12 protein-coding genes and 4 tRNA genes are annotated in these 17,870 nt (G+C 42.3%); 15 read left to right on the forward strand and 1 reads right to left on the reverse strand.

The genetic code is table 11. The features are described from left to right. Nucleotides 1–393: 393 nt before the first annotated feature. Together murB and birA are read left to right on the forward strand one after the other, a co-directional pair. Complete coding sequence (murB, locus tag ORI98_RS17100; RefSeq protein ID WP_306136031.1) at nt 394–1,407, forward strand: UDP-N-acetylmuramate dehydrogenase; 1,014 nt, start codon at nt 394–396, stop codon at nt 1,405–1,407. Continuing rightward, nucleotides 1,407–2,363 carry a bifunctional biotin--[acetyl-CoA-carboxylase] ligase/biotin operon repressor BirA gene (gene birA / locus ORI98_RS17105; RefSeq protein ID WP_306136046.1) on the forward strand — a complete coding sequence of 319 codons (957 nt, stop codon included), beginning with the start codon at nt 1,407–1,409 and terminating at the stop codon, nt 2,361–2,363. The genes murB and birA overlap by 1 nt, the downstream gene beginning before the upstream one ends. 322 nt (nt 2,364–2,685) lie before the next feature. On the opposite strand, the gene coaA is transcribed toward birA, so the two are convergent. Further along, nucleotides 2,686–3,630, reverse strand: a complete 945-nt coding sequence (coaA, locus tag ORI98_RS17110) for a type I pantothenate kinase (protein ID WP_371931188.1) — start codon at nt 3,628–3,630, stop codon at nt 2,686–2,688. Between the two features lie 227 nt (nt 3,631–3,857). On the opposite strand from coaA, the gene ORI98_RS17115 reads away from it, so the two are divergent. The 13 genes from ORI98_RS17115 to rpoC all read left to right on the forward strand — a co-directional run bounded on the left by ORI98_RS17115 (nt 3,858) and on the right by rpoC (nt 17,756). Next, nucleotides 3,858–3,933 (forward strand) — tRNA-Thr (locus ORI98_RS17115). A gap of 8 nt (nt 3,934–3,941) precedes the next feature. Continuing rightward, a tRNA-Tyr gene (locus ORI98_RS17120) sits at nt 3,942–4,026 on the forward strand. Nucleotides 4,027–4,062: 36 nt separating this feature from the next. Next, nucleotides 4,063–4,136 (forward strand) — tRNA-Gly (locus ORI98_RS17125). A gap of 10 nt (nt 4,137–4,146) precedes the next feature. Further along, nucleotides 4,147–4,222: transfer RNA gene (locus ORI98_RS17130), tRNA-Thr, on the forward strand. 111 nt (nt 4,223–4,333) lie between these two features. Further along, complete coding sequence (gene tuf / locus ORI98_RS17135; protein WP_306136033.1) at nt 4,334–5,518, forward strand: elongation factor Tu; 1,185 nt, start codon at nt 4,334–4,336, stop codon at nt 5,516–5,518. Between the two features lie 264 nt (nt 5,519–5,782). Continuing rightward, nucleotides 5,783–6,154 carry a preprotein translocase subunit SecE gene (secE, locus tag ORI98_RS17140; RefSeq protein WP_261299965.1) on the forward strand — a complete coding sequence of 124 codons (372 nt, stop codon included), beginning with the start codon at nt 5,783–5,785 and terminating at the stop codon, nt 6,152–6,154. A gap of 10 nt (nt 6,155–6,164) precedes the next feature. Next, complete coding sequence (gene nusG, locus ORI98_RS17145; RefSeq protein ID WP_188843828.1) at nt 6,165–6,716, forward strand: transcription termination/antitermination protein NusG; 552 nt, start codon at nt 6,165–6,167, stop codon at nt 6,714–6,716. Between the two features lie 129 nt (nt 6,717–6,845). Continuing rightward, nucleotides 6,846–7,274 carry a 50S ribosomal protein L11 gene (gene rplK, locus ORI98_RS17150; protein WP_188843830.1) on the forward strand — a complete coding sequence of 143 codons (429 nt, stop codon included), beginning with the start codon at nt 6,846–6,848 and terminating at the stop codon, nt 7,272–7,274. Nucleotides 7,275–7,278: 4 nt separating this feature from the next. Further along, complete coding sequence (gene rplA / locus ORI98_RS17155) at nt 7,279–7,980, forward strand: 50S ribosomal protein L1 (protein WP_261299966.1); 702 nt, start codon at nt 7,279–7,281, stop codon at nt 7,978–7,980. Between the two features lie 276 nt (nt 7,981–8,256). Continuing rightward, entirely contained in the window at nt 8,257–8,757 is a 501-nt protein-coding gene (gene rplJ, locus ORI98_RS17160; protein WP_261299967.1) for a 50S ribosomal protein L10, read from the forward strand. 54 nt (nt 8,758–8,811) lie between these two features. Further along, nucleotides 8,812–9,180 (forward strand): 50S ribosomal protein L7/L12, encoded by a 369-nt coding sequence (gene rplL, locus ORI98_RS17165; RefSeq protein ID WP_261299968.1) that lies wholly within the window; start codon nt 8,812–8,814, stop codon nt 9,178–9,180. Nucleotides 9,181–9,415: 235 nt separating this feature from the next. Next, nucleotides 9,416–13,447 carry a DNA-directed RNA polymerase subunit beta gene (gene rpoB / locus ORI98_RS17170; protein WP_261299969.1) on the forward strand — a complete coding sequence of 1,344 codons (4,032 nt, stop codon included), beginning with the start codon at nt 9,416–9,418 and terminating at the stop codon, nt 13,445–13,447. Nucleotides 13,448–13,529: 82 nt separating this feature from the next. Beyond that, nucleotides 13,530–17,756 (forward strand): DNA-directed RNA polymerase subunit beta', encoded by a 4,227-nt coding sequence (rpoC, locus tag ORI98_RS17175; RefSeq protein WP_306136034.1) that lies wholly within the window; start codon nt 13,530–13,532, stop codon nt 17,754–17,756. The last annotated feature ends 114 nt before the right edge of the window (nt 17,757–17,870 follow it).

A 17,870-nucleotide genomic window follows, 5' to 3' on the forward strand; every position in this document is an offset into this window, starting at 1 on the left:
CACCAGAATACTGGTAGGGATTATCATTCATCTTCAAGATCGGTCAAGTGCCCTTAAACGATCGGCATTGACTCTAATGAGTGGCCTTTTTGTTTTGTGTCGAAAAATTATACCAAATATTTGTCATTGATAGTGTGGCCGAGATGCCCACGTGAGAATAGGTCATTTCCAGGCGCCTAATTTCTCGTAAAGAGAGTATCAAGTCCGTTACTAACGTAACGGGCTTTTTTATATCTGAAATTTGAGCATAAAAGTAGTGTGGCTGATATGCTTATATCAAAACGGCTCATCGCTTGTGGATAAATAACGATGTCGTAAAACTTTGATGTTTGAATTTAATAGAGGTGTTGTAACCTGTTACAATGTCCTATCTATACTTTACTGCTAATTATTATGTCTGCTTCTTTACTCCCATTTAATACTCTTGGTCTTAATCAGCTGTGTGACGAACTTATCCATACAGCTACAAAAGAATTTTTAATCAATACTTGTCTCGAACTCTATCATTCTGACAAAGCAATGATGGTATTAGGTGGCGGCAGCAATGTGGTATTTACTGAGGATTTTTGTGGTTCAGTGGTCGTTGTTGAAACCAAAGGTATAGCAGTTGAGCAAGAGGGATCAGATATTCTGTTAACGGTGGAGGCCGGTGAAGATTGGCATAGCCTAGTTCTTTTTTGTGTCGAAAATGGCTATTTTGGTATTGAGAATTTAGCGTTAATACCTGGTACGGTTGGCGCGGCGCCTATTCAAAATATTGGCGCTTATGGTGTTGAGTTCAAGGATATTTGTGAATCAGTTGAGTTTTTTGATTTAGATTCATCACAGCTTTATGAAATTAGCCATGAAGATTGTCAATTTGGTTATCGAGAGTCTATTTTTAAGCAACAACTCAAAGATAGAGCTGTAATCACTGCCGTTAAAATAAGATTATCAACGAGCTGGAAGCCTAATTTGAGTTATGCGCCCTTAAATAGTCTCAATGCTGACACTGTAACAGCTAAAGAAGTGCTTGATATGGTCTGTCATGTTAGACAGTCGAAGCTACCTGATCCGAAAATAATCGGTAATGTTGGGAGTTTCTTTAAAAACCCCATTATTCCACTAGAGCGTTTTTTGGAGTTAAAACAACAATATCCTAATATTGTTGGATTTACCCATGACGATAAGCATACAAAATTAGCTGCAGGTTGGATGATTGATAACGCTGGCCTGAAAGGTTTTGCTATCGGTGGTGCATCAATTCATGAACAGCAAGCTTTGGTGCTAACTAATACTGGTGATGCGACTGGTACTGATATTTGTCAATTGGCTATGCATGTAACCGATATGATTGAACAGCGATTCGGTGTCACACTTGAGGTGGAGCCGCGCTTAATTGCACGATTTGGAGAGGTAAGTTTATGATCAATGATCATTGGAAACGTAAAAGACAGATTCTAGCATTGCTCAGTTCTGACCATTTTACCTCAGGAGAAGCGATAGCGAGTGAAATAGGTTTGACCCGCATGGCTGTGAATCAACATATTGATGCTCTGTCTGATTATGGTCTGGAAGTGTTCAGTGTTAAAGGTAAAGGCTATAAACTGGCAAGTCCGATAACGCTTGTTGATGAGCAATCTTTAATTGGTGGAATTGAGAATCGCTGCTTCTATTTTGATGAGATTGATAGCACAAATAGTTTTATGCTGAACCATTTTGTAGACCTTAAGTCTGGCGATATTTGCATTGCTGAATACCAATCTGCAGGAAGAGGCAGACGCGGACGTCAGTGGTTATCGCCCTATGGCAATCACCTCTATGCATCACTTTTTTGGCGATTTGAAACTAATGCATCTAATTTAATGGGATTAAGCCTTGTTATTGCTTGTTCGATTGTTAAAACATTGTCAGAAATGAATATCACAGGTTTAGGGATGAAGTGGCCGAATGATATTTATTTAGATGACAAAAAACTTGCGGGTATTTTAATTGAGGTAGCGAAAACCGAAACTAAACAAACTGAATTAGTCATTGGTTTTGGAATCAATATGAGTATGTCGGCAGCACAAGGGGAGCTAATAGATCAACCTTGGAGTGATTTAGCTTCTCAGGGTGTGCCAGATAAAACCCAACTTCTAGTGTCGTTGCATCGAAATTTAAAGTCAGATATTCAAGCATTTTCTAACCATGGTTTGGCGCCATTTATACCATTTTGGAATGCTTATGATTTATTTGCTAATAAACAAGTTAGGCTGCTAATGGCACCAAATGAAGTGTTTGGATTATGTCGGGGTATTGATGAACAAGGTGCTGTGGTGATTGAAACTAACTCAGAAATTAAAGTCTACATTGGCGGTGAAATCAGTTTGCGTGGAATATAGGACGTAAGTGGAACAAAAGCATTTTTTATTCGTTAGATAAGCTGCAAATATCGATACATTTCATTTTATGTAGCAATAACACATAAAAATGGAATGTATCACCAGTCAAAACTCTATCTTTATATGATTTAACATCAGCCCAGAATAATAAACCTCTGCCAAACAGCTGCTTGTCTTGCCAACTGTGTTTCATTAACGTGTAATATGCCTGATATTGACGTGATAATGTACCTTGTTTTCAAAACAAATGACAAGCTTGCTAAAATTAACTAACTCATTTGAATTAAGCTTATTAGAGCCCATCACTTAACTCGAGTTGATATTATTTACGTAAAAGTACCTTATCCATTAAATGGTTTTGTCCTTTTTGCAAAATCAAGTTGGCACGTTCTCGAGTAGGTTGAATGTTTAGCTGTAGATTAGGGCCGTTGATTGTATCCCAAATATTGGCAGAAATAGAATTGGCCTCTTCATCACTCAAGGCTGCATAGTGGTGGAAGAATGACTTAGGGTCACTAAATGCGCCTTTTCTAAATTGCAAAAAGCGTTGCTGATACCATTCTTTCAATAAATGCTCTTTAGCATCAACATATATCGAGAAGTCGACAAAGTCCGATACGAATGGACGTCTAATGTCAATGGGGGAGTCTAAGCCTGTTTGGAGGACATTTAATCCTTCGAGGATCAAAATATCAGGTTGTTCGATAATCTGATGCTGATCATGACATCGATCATAACTTACATGTGAATATACCGGTGCTAACACGCGTTTATCGCCTGCTTTAACTGATGAAATAAAGTCAACTAACATCTTCATATCATAGCTTTCAGGGAAGCCTTTACGCTGCAACAAGCCTTTACGTTTTAAATCTGCTAATGGGTATAAAAAACCATCGGTAGTGACTAGATCAACCTTGGGATGCTCAGGCCAACGTTGCAGTAAAGTTTGCAAAATACGGGCAGTGGTACTTTTACCTACAGCAACACTTCCTGCAATACTAATGATATAAGGCGAATGTGATGCTTTTTGCTCAAGAAACTTATCAACGATCATTCCACGTTGCTGTTTAGAACCAACGATGAGGTTAAGTAGCCGACTTAATGGCAAATATATATCGGTAACTTCATCCAATGATAACTTTTCATTCATACCCCTTAAGTTTTCTAATTCTTCTTGGCTCAAAGTTAAAGGAACAGAATTACGCAATTCAGACCATTTTTGGCGTTGAAAAGACAAGTAAAGGGCTTGTTGGATGGAGTTTTGCATTATCAAACCAATTTTTATACTGGGTCTGGCACATTACACGATCCGTAATTACGGGACAATACTTTAACAATCAATTGTCAGTTTGAATGAAGGAAATGATGTTTAATTCATCTTTGATAGCGACTTAAGCATAAAAAAGCGTCGATCGAGACTTTTTTTAGCTTTTTTGACATTTTTCTATTGCACTTAGGCTCACATTTACCTAATATCCGTTCCCGAAATGACATGCCGGCATAGCTCAGTTGGTAGAGCAACTGACTTGTAATCAGTAGGTCCCGAGTTCGACTCTTGGTGCCGGCACCATTTTCTGTGGAGGGGTTCCCGAGTGGCCAAAGGGATCAGACTGTAAATCTGACGGCTCAGCCTTCGAAGGTTCGAATCCTTCTCCCTCCACCACTTTTTCTAGGTAGTTAGGTAGCCTATGTAGGTTGCGCGGATGTCGTATAATGGTATTACTCCAGCCTTCCAAGCTGATAACGCGGGTTCGATTCCCGCCATCCGCTCCAATATTTGTTTGCTGATATGGCTCAGTTGGTAGAGCGCACCCTTGGTAAGGGTGAGGTCGGCAGTTCGAATCTGCCTATCAGCACCAGCCTGTCATAATCAAGCGCCTAACTAAAAATTGATTCGATGTCATATATATGCATCGGATTTTTACTATATGTGTGTTTTCATCACCAAACTATTGGATTGAGGCGATACCATGGCAAAAGCTAAATTTGAACGTAATAAGCCCCACGTAAACGTAGGCACCATCGGTCACGTTGACCATGGTAAAACAACTTTAACTGCAGCTATCTCTGCTGTGTTATCTAAGACATATGGTGGTGAAGTTAAGAACTTCGCTCAAATCGATAACGCTCCAGAAGAGCGTGAGCGCGGTATTACAATTAATACTTCTCACATCGAATATGACACACCAATCCGTCACTACGCACACGTAGACTGTCCAGGTCACGCGGATTATGTTAAAAACATGATCACTGGTGCTGCACAGATGGACGGCGCAATCTTAGTAGTTGCTGCTACAGACGGCCCAATGCCACAAACACGTGAGCACATCCTGCTTTCGCGTCAGGTTGGCGTACCTTTCATCATCGTATTCATGAACAAATGTGACATGGTAGATGACGAAGAGTTATTAGAATTAGTAGAGATGGAAGTTCGTGAACTTCTTTCAGAATACGACTTCCCAGGTGATGACTTACCAGTTATCCAAGGTTCTGCGCTTAAGGCACTAGAAGGCCAGCCAGAATGGGAAGCTAAGATCCTTGAACTAGCTGAAGCTTTAGATACTTATATTCCAGAGCCAGAGCGTGACATCGATAAGCCATTCCTACTACCAATCGAAGACGTATTCTCGATTTCAGGTCGTGGTACAGTGGTAACTGGTCGTGTTGAGCGTGGTATTGTACGCGTATCAGACGAAGTTGAAATTGTTGGTGTTAAAGACACAACTAAAACAACTTGTACTGGTGTAGAAATGTTCCGTAAGCTGCTTGACGAAGGTCGTGCAGGTGAGAACTGTGGTGTGTTATTACGTGGAACTAAGCGTGATGACGTAGAACGTGGTCAAGTACTTGCTAAGCCAGGTTCAATCAACCCACACACTACTTTCGAATCAGAAGTATACGTGTTATCAAAAGAAGAAGGCGGACGTCACACTCCATTCTTCAAAGGTTACCGTCCACAGTTCTACTTCCGTACAACTGACGTAACTGGTACAATCGAGTTACCAGAAGGCGTAGAAATGGTAATGCCTGGTGACAACATCAAGATGGTTGTTACTTTGATTTACCCAATCGCGATGGACGACGGTTTACGTTTCGCTATCCGTGAAGGTGGCCGTACAGTTGGTGCTGGTGTTGTAGCTAAAATCATCGCTTAATTGCGAGTTTAGTTAACATTGAAAAAGGAAGCTTCGGCTTCCTTTTTTGTTTATATGAGTGGCTATGGAATAAAACACAATTTTTTTACCAATTTGTGTTGATTAGATTGCCACTCATGTTGCGAATAAAGCTGAATCAGAATACAATCTATGGCCGATTTTTGACCCTGTGCTGTGATGGTTTCTGGGGGTAGCTCGGAAATGTTGTAACAGATTAGCTGTTACGAAGTAAGCTCAGGTCGTAGTGAGTAACGGAATTAACCGATGACAACAAATACTGAAAGTCAGAGTAACTCTCTGGATATCGTTAAATGGAGCGTTGCTGTTTTGCTAGTCTTAGCAGCAGTTATTGCTAACCAATTTTTTGCAGAAGCCAGTGTTGTGGCTCGTGTTGCTGGCGTAATTGTAACTTTTGCAATTGCTGGTTTCATTGCATTCCAAACCGTGAAAGGTAAGCAAGCACTTTCATTTGCTCATGAAGCACATATTGAAGTGCGTAAAGTGATTTGGCCAACGCGCCAAGAAGCACTTACCACAACGTTTATCGTTCTTGCTGCAACAGGTGTGGTTGCACTGATCCTTTGGGGATTAGACGCAATCTTGTTGCGAGTTGTGAATTTAATTACAGGCGTATAGGCATTTAAACATGACTGAAGCTACAGAAGCGAAAAAAAAATGGTATGTAATTCAAGCCTTTTCTGGCTATGAAGGGCGTGTTTTAAAAACATTGCTTGAGCATATCAAAATGCACAGTATGGAAGCTTACTTTGGTGAGATCCTTGTGCCGACTGAAGAAGTTGTTGAAATGCGTGCAGGTCAACGTCGTAAAAGCGAACGTAAGTTCTTTCCAGGTTATGTATTAGTACAAATGGAAATGAACGATGATAGCTGGCACTTAGTGAAAAGCATTCCTCGAGTAATGGGCTTCATTGGTGGTACATCTGATCGTCCAGCACCGATTTCTGATAAAGAAGCCAACGCGATTTTACAACGTCTACAAGATACTGTTACATCACCTACGCACCGTGTTATGTATGAACCTGGTGAAGTTGTACGTGTATGTGACGGACCATTTGCTGACTTTAACGGCACAATCGAAGAAGTCGATTATGATAAGAACCGCGTTAAAGTTTCTGTAATGATCTTTGGTCGTTCTACGCCTGTAGAGCTTGATTTTAATCAGGTTGAGAAAAGCTGATTAAAATAACCACAAAAAAGTGATTGTTTGCGGGTGTGGATTTTTGTATAATCCGCACCCGTTGTTTTCAGGGGAGCAGATTGGCATGTCGCCGAGATGCGTTTGAACCCAAATAGAGGAAATGTCGACATGGCAAAGAAAATTGAAGCTTATATTAAGCTACAAGTAGCAGCCGGTGCTGCAAACCCGTCTCCACCAGTTGGTCCTGCTTTAGGTCAAAAAGGTGTGAACATTATGGAATTCTGTAAAGCATTCAACGCTCGTACTGAAAAGTTCGAAAAAGGCATGCCAATTCCTGTTGTTATCACTGTATATAACGACCGTTCTTTCACTTTTGAAACTAAGACTCCTCCTGCGTCTTTCCTACTGCTTAAAGCAGCTGGTCTGAAATCAGGTTCTGGCCGTCCTAACACTCAAAAAGTAGGAACTATCAAGCGTAGCGCTGTTCAGGAAATTGCTGAATCTAAAGCCGCTGATATGACTGGTGCTGACATTGAAGCGATGACTCGCTCAATTGAAGGTACTGCACGTTCAATGGGTTTGGTAGTAGAGGACTAATATAATGGCAAAGCTAACTAAGCGCGCTCGCGTTATCCGCGAAAAAGTTGATGCAACAAAATTGTATGACATCAACGAAGCTGTGGCTCTTTTAAAAGAATTAGCTACTGCTAAATTCGTAGAAAGTGTAGACGTAGCTGTAAACCTTGGTATCGATCCTCGTAAATCAGATCAAAACGTGCGTGGTGCTACTGTACTTCCACACGGTACTGGTCGTGACGTTCGTGTTGCTGTATTCACACAAGGCGCAAACGCTGAAGCTGCTAAAGCTGCTGGCGCTGAGCTAGTGGGTATGGAAGATTTAGCTGAACAAGTTAAAGCTGGCGAAATGAACTTTGACGTTGTTATCGCATCACCAGACGCAATGCGCGTTGTTGGTATGTTAGGTCAGATCTTAGGCCCACGTGGTTTAATGCCTAACCCTAAAACTGGTACAGTAACGCCAAACGTTGCTGAAGCAGTTAAGAATGCAAAAGCTGGTCAAGTTCGTTACCGCAACGACAAAAACGGTATTATCCACACTACTATCGGTAAAGTGGATTTCACTGTAGAACAGTTAAAAGACAACTTAGAAGCGTTAGTGTCAGCACTGAAAAAGGCTAAGCCTGCAGTTGCTAAAGGCGTATACGTGAAAAAAGTAAGCATCTCTACCACTATGGGTGCAGGTGTTGCTGTTGACCAAGCTAGCTTGGAAGACATTAAGTAATTTTACAAAATGCGCACATTAGTCTATAATGCGCGCACTTTGTGGGTTGAAGCCGTAATTTAAACATAACTTTTTGAGTTTTGATTAGAAAATCGGCTTCCGTCCAAGACCGCAGGTGTAATTCGTAAGATGCACTTAATTTCCTGCGTAGACGGTGTCAGGCCCCAGCTAATTTTTTTACTGGAAAATCTGCACCGTAAGTATCCAAATACATGTTGTATTTGGTTTGGTAAATACTAGGGAATTAACCCTAGGTGGAATCCAGGAGTAAAGCCAATGGCATTAAGACTCGAAGACAAAAAGGCAATTGTTGCTGAAGTCAACGAAGCTGCCAAAGGTGCACTTTCTGCAGTTGTAGCCGATTCACGCGGCGTAACTGTAGGTGCTATGACCGTTTTGCGTAAAGCTGCTCGCGCTAATGGTGTTTATGTACGTGTAGTACGTAACACTTTAGCTAAGCGTGCTGTTGAAGGTACTTCATTTGAATGCCTAGCAGAAACGTTCACTGGCCCAACTTTACTAGCTTTCTCTACAGAGCACCCAGGTGCTGCAGCGCGTCTTTTAAAAGATTTCGCTAAAGAGCAAGCTAAGTTTGAAGTTAAAGGTGCAGCTTTCGAAGGGGTATTTATCCCTGCAGCTGATATTGATCGTTTAGCGAAACTACCAACATACGAAGAAGCACTAGCTCAGTTAATGATGACTATGAAAGAAGCATCTGCTGGCAAGTTCGTTCGTACATTGGCCGCCCTTCGCGATCAAAAACAAGACGCCGCTTAATTATAAGTTGGCCGCTTAATCAAATTGAATTCAGAACAATAGGAAATATTTCTAATGTCTATCACTAAAGACCAAATCTTAGAAGCTTTTGCAGCAATGTCTGTAATGGAAGTTGTTGAACTAATCGAAGCAATGGAAGAGAAGTTCGGCGTTTCTGCTGCTGCTGCTGTTGTAGCTGGCGGTGCTGATGCTGGTGCAGCTGCTGAAGAACAAACAGAATTCGACGTAATTCTTACTGCACACGGTGCTAACAAAGTTGCAGTAATTAAAGCATTACGTGGCGCAACAGGTTTAGGCCTGAAAGAAGCTAAAACAATGTCTGAATCAGCACCGATCGCTGTTAAAGAAGCTGTTTCTAAAGAAGAAGCTGAAGCACTTAAAGCTGAGTTATTAGCAGCTGGCGCTGAAGTTGAAATCAAGTAAGTTTTAATTAACTTACCTGTCACCTAAGAAATTAGGTGAAGGCTGGCGGTTTTTTAACCGTCGGCCTTTTTTGCGCTTTATGCGCAGGCGATTTTTATTCACCGTTTATCGCCAGTTTTAGCAGTTCCTAGCAGAGATTACTGGTTAGGTTCTTGCGACAACGGTGACGGGCAAACGTGCTGATTTAATTAAATTTATTTCAGTCTTGGTCACATTTCGTAAGTAGAGGAAACCCATGGTTTACTCCTATTCTGAAAAGAAGCGTATTCGCAAAGACTTTGGTAAGCGTCCAAAAGTTTTGGACATCCCTTATTTATTGTCTATCCAGTTAGACTCTTTTAAGAAGTTCACCGATCAAGATCCTACGGGTGAGCGCGGTTTTGAAGCGGCATTTCGTAGCGTTTTTCCTATCAAGAGCTTTTCTGGTTACTCTGAGCTGCAATATGTTAGCTATAAACTAGGCGAGCCAGTTTTTGATGTGAAAGAATGTCAGATCCGCGGTGTCACTTATTCAGCGCCATTACGCGTAAAATTACGCATGGTGTTGTTTGATCGTGAAGCTGCAGCTGGCACAGTAAAAGATATTAAAGAACAAGAAGTCTACATGGGTGATATCCCATTGATGACTGAAAATGGTACGTTTGTTATTAACGGTACTGAACGTGTAATCGTTTCTCAATTACACCGTAGTCCTGGCGTATTCTTTGATCATGACCGTGGTAAAACCCACTCTTCTGGTAAGGTGCTGTATAACGCACGTATTATTCCTTACCGTGGTTCATGGCTTGACTTTGAATTCGACCCTAAAGACGCATTGTTCGTCCGTATTGACCGTCGCCGTAAATTACCAGCGACTATCATGCTACGTGCGTTAGATTTTTCAACCCAAGACATCTTAGACTTATTCTTTGAACGTATTCAGTTCAAGATTAAGAAAGATTCTTTAGTGATGGCATTAGTACCTGATCGCTTACGTGGCGAAACAGCAAGCTATGACATTAAAGATGCTGAAGGCAGTCTGTTAGTTGAAGCTGGTCGTCGTATAACTGCGCGCCATATTAAGCAACTTGAAAAAACCAACACAAATGAGCTTGAAGTGCCAGTTGATTACATTGTTGGTAAGTATGCTGCACAAGATTACATCGATGAAGATACTGGTGAAGTATTAGTTACGGCTAACACTGAAATCACCTTAGAAGATTTAGCTAATTTATCTTTAGCTGGCATCAAAGACATTGATACTTTGTTTATCAATGATCTTGATCACGGTGCTTACATCGCTGATACCTTACGTATCGATTCAACAACTAACCGCTTAGAAGCATTAGTTGAAATTTATCGTATGATGCGTCCTGGCGAGCCACCAACTAAAGATGCAGCCGAAGGTTTATTCCAAAACCTATTCTTCAGTGAAGAACGTTATGACTTATCAAAAGTAGGTCGTATGAAGTTCAACCGTCGTCTTGAAATTGCTGAAGACGAAGGCACTGGCGTATTGTCTAAAGAAGACATCGTTTGCGTTATGAAGAAAATCATCGAAATCCGTAACGGTTACGATGAAGTCGACGATATTGACCACTTAGGTAACCGTCGTATTCGTAGCGTAGGTGAAATGGCTGAAAACCAATTCCGTGTTGGTCTAGTACGTGTTGAGCGTGCAGTTCGTGAACGTCTATCTTTAGGCGATCTAAACGAGCTTATGCCACAGGACTTAATTAACGCTAAGCCTATATCTGCGGCAGTGAAAGAATTTTTCGGTTCTTCACAGCTTTCTCAGTTTATGGATCAAAACAACCCGCTATCAGAAGTAACGCATAAGCGTCGTATTTCTGCACTTGGCCCAGGTGGTTTGACTCGTGAACGTGCAGGCTTCGAAGTCCGTGACGTACATCCAACTCACTACGGTCGTTTATGTCCAATTGAGACTCCTGAGGGTCCAAACATTGGTCTAATCAACTCGCTAGCAAGTTTTGCGCGTACTAACTCTTATGGTTTCTTAGAAACACCTTACCGCAAGGTAGTTGATGGTGTGATTACTGATGAAGTTGAATACTTATCAGCAATCGAAGAAGGCCGTTATGTTATTGCACAGGCAAACATTGAAGTTGATGCTGATGGCCGTATGGTTGAAGAACAAATTGCGTGTCGTCATAAAGGTGAATCAACCTTTATGCGTGCTGCTGATGTTCAATATATGGACGTATCACCACAACAGATTATTTCTGTTGCGGCATCACTTATTCCGTTCTTAGAACACGATGATGCTAACCGTGCATTGATGGGTGCAAACATGCAACGTCAAGCCGTTCCTACTTTACGTGCTGATAAGCCGTTAGTGGGTACTGGTATTGAACGTACTCTTGCTGTTGACTCTGGTGTGGTTGTGGCTGCAAAACGTGGTGGTGTTGTTGACTACGTAGATGCGAGCCGTATCGTTGTTAAAGTAAATGAAGATGAGCTACGCCCAGGTGAAGCCGGTATCGACATCTACAACTTAACTAAGTACACCCGTTCTAACCAAAACACTTGTATTAACCAACGCCCATGTTGTTTTGTTGGTGAGCCAGTGGTTCGTGGTGACGTGTTAGCTGATGGCCCATCTACCGACTTAGGTGATCTGGCTCTTGGTCAAAACATGCGTATCGCATTCATGCCTTGGAACGGTTATAACTTCGAAGATTCGATCTTAATTTCTGAGCGCGTAGCGCAAGAAGACCGTTTCACTACTATTCACATTCAAGAATTATCATGTATTGCACGTGATACTAAACTTGGAAGTGAAGAGATCACTGCTGATATTCCAAACGTAGGTGAGTCTGCTTTATCTAAATTAGATGAGTCAGGTATCGTTTACATTGGTGCTGAAGTGAAAGGTGGCGACATTCTTGTTGGTAAAGTGACACCTAAAGGTGAAACTCAGCTAACTCCAGAAGAGAAGCTATTGCGTGCTATCTTCGGTGAAAAAGCCTCTGATGTTAAGGACAGCTCTTTACGTGTACCTAACTCTGTTAAAGGTACCATCATCGACGTACAAGTGTTTACTCGTGACGGCGTAGAAAAAGATAAGCGTGCGCTTGAAATTGAAGACATGCACGTTCGTCAAGCTCGTAAAGATTTGGGCGAAGAGTTCAAAATCCTTGAAGACGGTGTGTTAGGTCGTGCGCGTAACTTATTATTAGCTGCTGGCTTCTCTGAAGCTAAATTAGCTGAGTTACCACGTAAAGACTTACTTATTCAAGTCATTGACGATGAAACAAAACAAACTGAACTAGAACAGTTAGCAGAACAGCACGAAGAGCTGCGCGCTGACTTTGATAAGAAGTTTGAAATCAAACGTCGTAAAATTACTCAAGGTGATGACTTAGCACCTGGTGTACTGAAAATTGTTAAGGTTTACTTAGCCGTTAAACGTACTATTCAGCCTGGTGATAAGATGGCGGGTCGTCATGGTAACAAAGGTGTTATCTCGAAGATTTGTCCAGTTGAAGATATGCCATACGATCATGAAGGTAATCCTGTAGATATCGTACTAAACCCATTGGGCGTACCATCGCGTATGAACATCGGTCAGGTACTTGAAGTCCACATGGGTGCTGCCGCTAAAGGTATCGGTAATCGTATTACCGCTATGCTTGAAGAGCAGCGCGAACTTGCTGAACTTCGTGATTATATCAAGCAGGTTTATGAGTTAGGTGATGACGTGTTACAACGCGTTGATATCGATTCATTCTCTGATGATGAAATTATGCGTCTTGCCAAAAATCTCAAGGGTGGTATTCCAATTGCTACTCCAGCATTCGATGGTGCAAAAGAGAAAGAGATCAAGCAAATGCTTGAGCTTGCAGGCCTACCTACTTCTGGCCAGCTATCATTATATGATGGCCGTACCGGTAACGAATTTGAGCGTAAAGTAACCGTTGGTTACATGTATATGCTTAAACTGAACCACTTAGTTGATGACAAGATGCACGCCCGTTCTACTGGCTCGTACAGCTTAGTTACTCAACAACCATTGGGCGGTAAAGCTCAATTCGGTGGTCAGCGTTTCGGTGAGATGGAAGTGTGGGCACTTGAAGCATACGGTGCAGCTTATACTCTACAGGAAATGCTAACAGTTAAGTCGGATGACGTTAACGGTCGTACTCAGATGTATAAAAACATCGTCGACGGTAACCATCAGATGCAACCAGGCATGCCTGAGTCTTTCAACGTATTGTTGAAGGAAATTCGTTCACTTGGTATTAATATCGAGCTGGATCAAGAGTAAGCATCGCACTTAAGCAATGTTTGGTAACCAAGGGTGCTTTGCACATGCAAAGCACCTGGTTTAACTCCTTCAGGAGAGAAACGTGAAAGACTTATTAAAGTTTCTTAAACAGCAAAGCAAGACTGAAGAATTTAACGGTATTAAAATTGGTTTGGCTTCGCCAGATCTAATCCGTTCTTGGTCATTTGGTGAAGTTAAAAAGCCAGAAACCATTAACTACCGTACATTCAAGCCTGAGCGTGAAGGTTTGTTCTGTGCGCGTATCTTTGGTCCAGTTAAAGATTACGAATGTTTGTGTGGTAAATACAAACGTCTTAAGCACCGTGGTGTAATTTGTGAAAAGTGTGGAGTAGAAGTTACCCAGACTAAAGTGCGTCGTGAGCGCATGGGTCACATTGAACTGGCAAGTCCAGTTGCCCATATTTGGTTCTTAAAATCACTTCCGTCTCGTATCGGCTTAATGCTTGATATGACGTTACGTGATATTGAACGCGTACTGTACTTTGAATCATTTGTTGTGATCGAGCCTGGCATGACCACGCTTGAGCGCGGCCAAATGCTAACTGAAGAGACGTATTTAGATGCGTTAGAAGAGTACGGCGATGAGTTCGAAGCTAAGATGGGTGCTGAAGCAGTTCTAGAATTGCTACGAGCTATTGATCTTGAGCAACAAATCGAGCAAATGCGCGAAGAATTACCATCAATCAATTCAGAAACTCGTCGCAAGAAAGTGACCAAGCGTTTGAAGTTGATGGAAGCATTCTTCACTTCTGGCAACAAGCCAGAGTGGATGATCTTAAAAGTATTACCGGTTCTTCCACCTGATTTACGTCCATTAGTGCCGTTAGATGGTGGTCGTTTCGCGACATCTGATCTTAACGATCTATACCGTCGTGTGATTAACCGTAACAACCGTTTGAAGCGTCTATTAGACCTAGCTGCACCAGATATTATCGTACGTAACGAAAAGCGTATGTTACAAGAATCTGTTGATGCGCTATTAGATAACGGTCGTCGTGGTCGCGCTATCACGGGTTCTAACAAGCGTCCGCTTAAATCTTTGGCCGATATGATCAAAGGTAAGCAAGGTCGTTTCCGTCAGAACTTACTAGGTAAGCGTGTTGATTATTCTGGTCGTTCGGTTATTACCGTAGGTCCTACTTTACGTTTGCATCAGTGTGGTCTTCCTAAGAAGATGGCACTTGAGCTATTCAAACCATTTATTTATGGCAAATTAGAAGGTCGTGGCCTAGCTACAACTATCAAAGCTGCTAAGAAAATGGTTGAGCGTGAGCAGGCTGAAGTATGGGATGTGTTAGACGAAGTGATTCGTGAACATCCAGTTATGCTTAACCGTGCACCAACACTTCACAGATTGGGTATTCAAGCATTTGAACCTGTTCTGATTGAAGGTAAAGCGATTCAATTACACCCGTTAGTTTGTGCGGCATACAACGCCGACTTCGACGGTGACCAAATGGCGGTACACGTACCATTAACGCTTGAAGCTCAGTTAGAAGCTCGTGCGCTAATGATGTCTACCAACAACATTTTGTCACCTGCTAACGGTGAGCCAGTAATCACTCCGTCTCAGGACGTAGTATTAGGTTTGTACTACACCAGCCGTGACCGTATTAACGGTAAAGGTGAAGGCATGGCATTCGCTTCAGTAGCTGAAGTCGAAAAAGCTTACGCTACCGGTGCTGCTGAATTACACGCTCGCGTTAAAGTACGTATTACTGAAACCCATATTGCTGATGATGGCGAAAAAACAAAAGCAACGCGCATTGTTGATACAACAGTCGGTCGCGCTTTGTTATCGTTAATTCTGCCTGAAGGTTTATCTTATGATCTGGTTAACCAGAACATGGGTAAGAAGCAGATTTCTAAACTGTTGAACACTTGTTATCGCCAATTAGGTCTTAAAGATACGGTTATCTTCGCTGACCAATTGATGTATACCGGTTTCCGTTTTGCAACCATTTCAGGTGCCTCAGTAGGTATCGATGATATGGTTATTCCAGACGAGAAATACACCTTAGTAGCTGACGCTGAAGCTGAAGTGCTTGAAATTCAAGAGCAGTTCCAATCTGGTCTAGTCACCGCAGGTGAACGTTACAACAAAGTTATCGATATCTGGGCATCTGCCAACGAAAAAGTATCGAAAGCGATGATGGAAAACCTGTCAACTGAGACTGTGATCAATCGTGATGGCGTACCTGAGCAACAAGCTTCGTTTAACAGCATCTATATGATGGCTGACTCGGGTGCTCGTGGTAGTGCTGCACAGATCCGTCAGTTAGCGGGTATGCGTGGTCTGATGGCTAAGCCAGACGGCTCGATCATCGAAACACCAATTACGGCTAACTTCCGTGAAGGTCTAAACGTACTTCAGTACTTTATTTCTACTCACGGTGCGCGTAAAGGTCTTGCCGATACCGCATTGAAAACAGCTAACTCGGGTTATCTAACTCGTCGTCTTGTTGACGTTGCTCAAGACTTAGTTGTTGTTGAAGATGATTGTGGTGTTGAGCACGGTCTCACAATGAAGCCACTAATTGAAGGTGGTGATGTTGTTGAGCCATTACGTGAACGTGTATTGGGTCGTGTTGTTGCTATCGACGTATTGAAGCCTGGTACTGAAGAGATTCTTGCGCCGCGTAATACATTACTAGATGAAGCATGGTGTGACACGCTAGAAGAGCACAGCGTTGACGAAGTTATCGTTCGCTCTGTAATCACCTGTGATACTGACTTTGGTGTGTGTGCGGCTTGTTATGGTCGTGACCTAGCACGTGGTCATATCATTAACCATGGTGAAGCGATTGGTGTTGTTGCAGCACAGTCAATTGGTGAGCCAGGTACACAGCTTACCATGCGTACGTTCCACATTGGTGGTGCGGCATCTCGTGCGTCAGCAGAAAACAACGTTCAAGTTAAGAACGCGGGTTCTCTGAAGCTACATAATGCGAAGCATGTTTCAAACATCGACGGTAAACTTGTAATCGTATCTCGTTCTTCTGAACTTGCCATCATCGATGAGCTAGGTCGTGAGAAAGAGCGTTATAAAGTACCTTATGGTACCGTGTTAGAAAAATTGGAAGACAGTGAAGTTACCGCTGGCGAAATTATCGCTAACTGGGATCCACATACTCACCCAATTATTTCTGAAGTTGCGGGTACGGTTAAGTTTGTTGACATGATCGACGGCGTAACCATGACACGTCAAACTGACGAATTAACAGGTCTTTCTTCTGTTGTCGTACTTGACGTTGGTGCTCGTACCTCAGCAGGTAAAGAAATGCGTCCTGCTATTCGCTTAGTCGATGCTGATGGTAATGACTTAATGATCCCTGGTACTGAAGTACCGGCTCAATACTTCTTACCAGGTAACGCGATTGTAGCAAAAGACGATAACTCGAAAATTAACGTTGGTGACGCTTTAGCTCGTATTCCTCAAGAATCGTCTAAAACACGCGACATCACCGGTGGTCTTCCACGTGTTGCTGACTTGTTCGAAGCGCGTAAGCCAAAAGAGCCTGCAATTCTTGCAGAAATCTCAGGTACCATCTCGTTTGGTAAAGAGACTAAAGGTAAGCGTCGTCTAGTGATTACTCCAGCTGATGGTAACGATCACTATGAAGAGATGATCCCTAAGTGGCGTAACTTAAACGTGTTCGAAGGTGAAAAAGTTGAGCGCGGTGAAGTTATTGCTGACGGCCCAGAAGCGGCTCACGACATTCTACGTCTTCGTGGTATTCATCATGTAGCTAACTACATTGTGAACGAAGTACAGGATGTTTACCGTCTACAGGGTGTAAAGATCAACGATAAGCATATCGAAGTGATCATTCGTCAGATGCTACGTAAGTGTATTATCACTTCAGCAGGTGACAGTGAGTTCTTGGAAGGCGAGCAAGCAGAAGTTGCACGCGTTAAGATCGCTAACCGCGAACTTGAAGCACAAGGCAAAATGCCTGCACTGTTTGAACGTGAATTATTAGGTATTACTAAAGCTTCTTTAGCGACCGAATCATTCATTTCAGCAGCATCGTTCCAAGAAACGACTCGTGTACTAACCGAAGCTGCCGTTGGTGGTAAGAGCGATCCATTACGTGGACTGAAAGAAAACGTAATCGTTGGCCGTTTGATCCCAGCTGGTACTGGTTACGCATATCACAAGACTCGTAACGAAGAACGCGCTAAAGCAGCAAGCAAAGGTGGCAAAGTTGAAGCAACTACTGTTACTGCAAGCGAAGCTGAACAGAACCTAGCAGACCTACTTAACTTGGCAGGAAGTCAGGATTAAGTTGCAAAACTGTTAAAAAAGGCGCCGGTGGCGCCTTTTTTCTTCGAATTTCGATCAAAAGTTGGCTATTTCTTGACAGAATGGCATTACCTTTCTAAAATTCCGCGTCCCATC

The sequence above is a fragment of the Shewanella sp. ULN5 genome (genome assembly GCF_030731885.1).
Lineage (GTDB): Bacteria > Pseudomonadota > Gammaproteobacteria > Enterobacterales > Shewanellaceae > Shewanella > Shewanella holmiensis.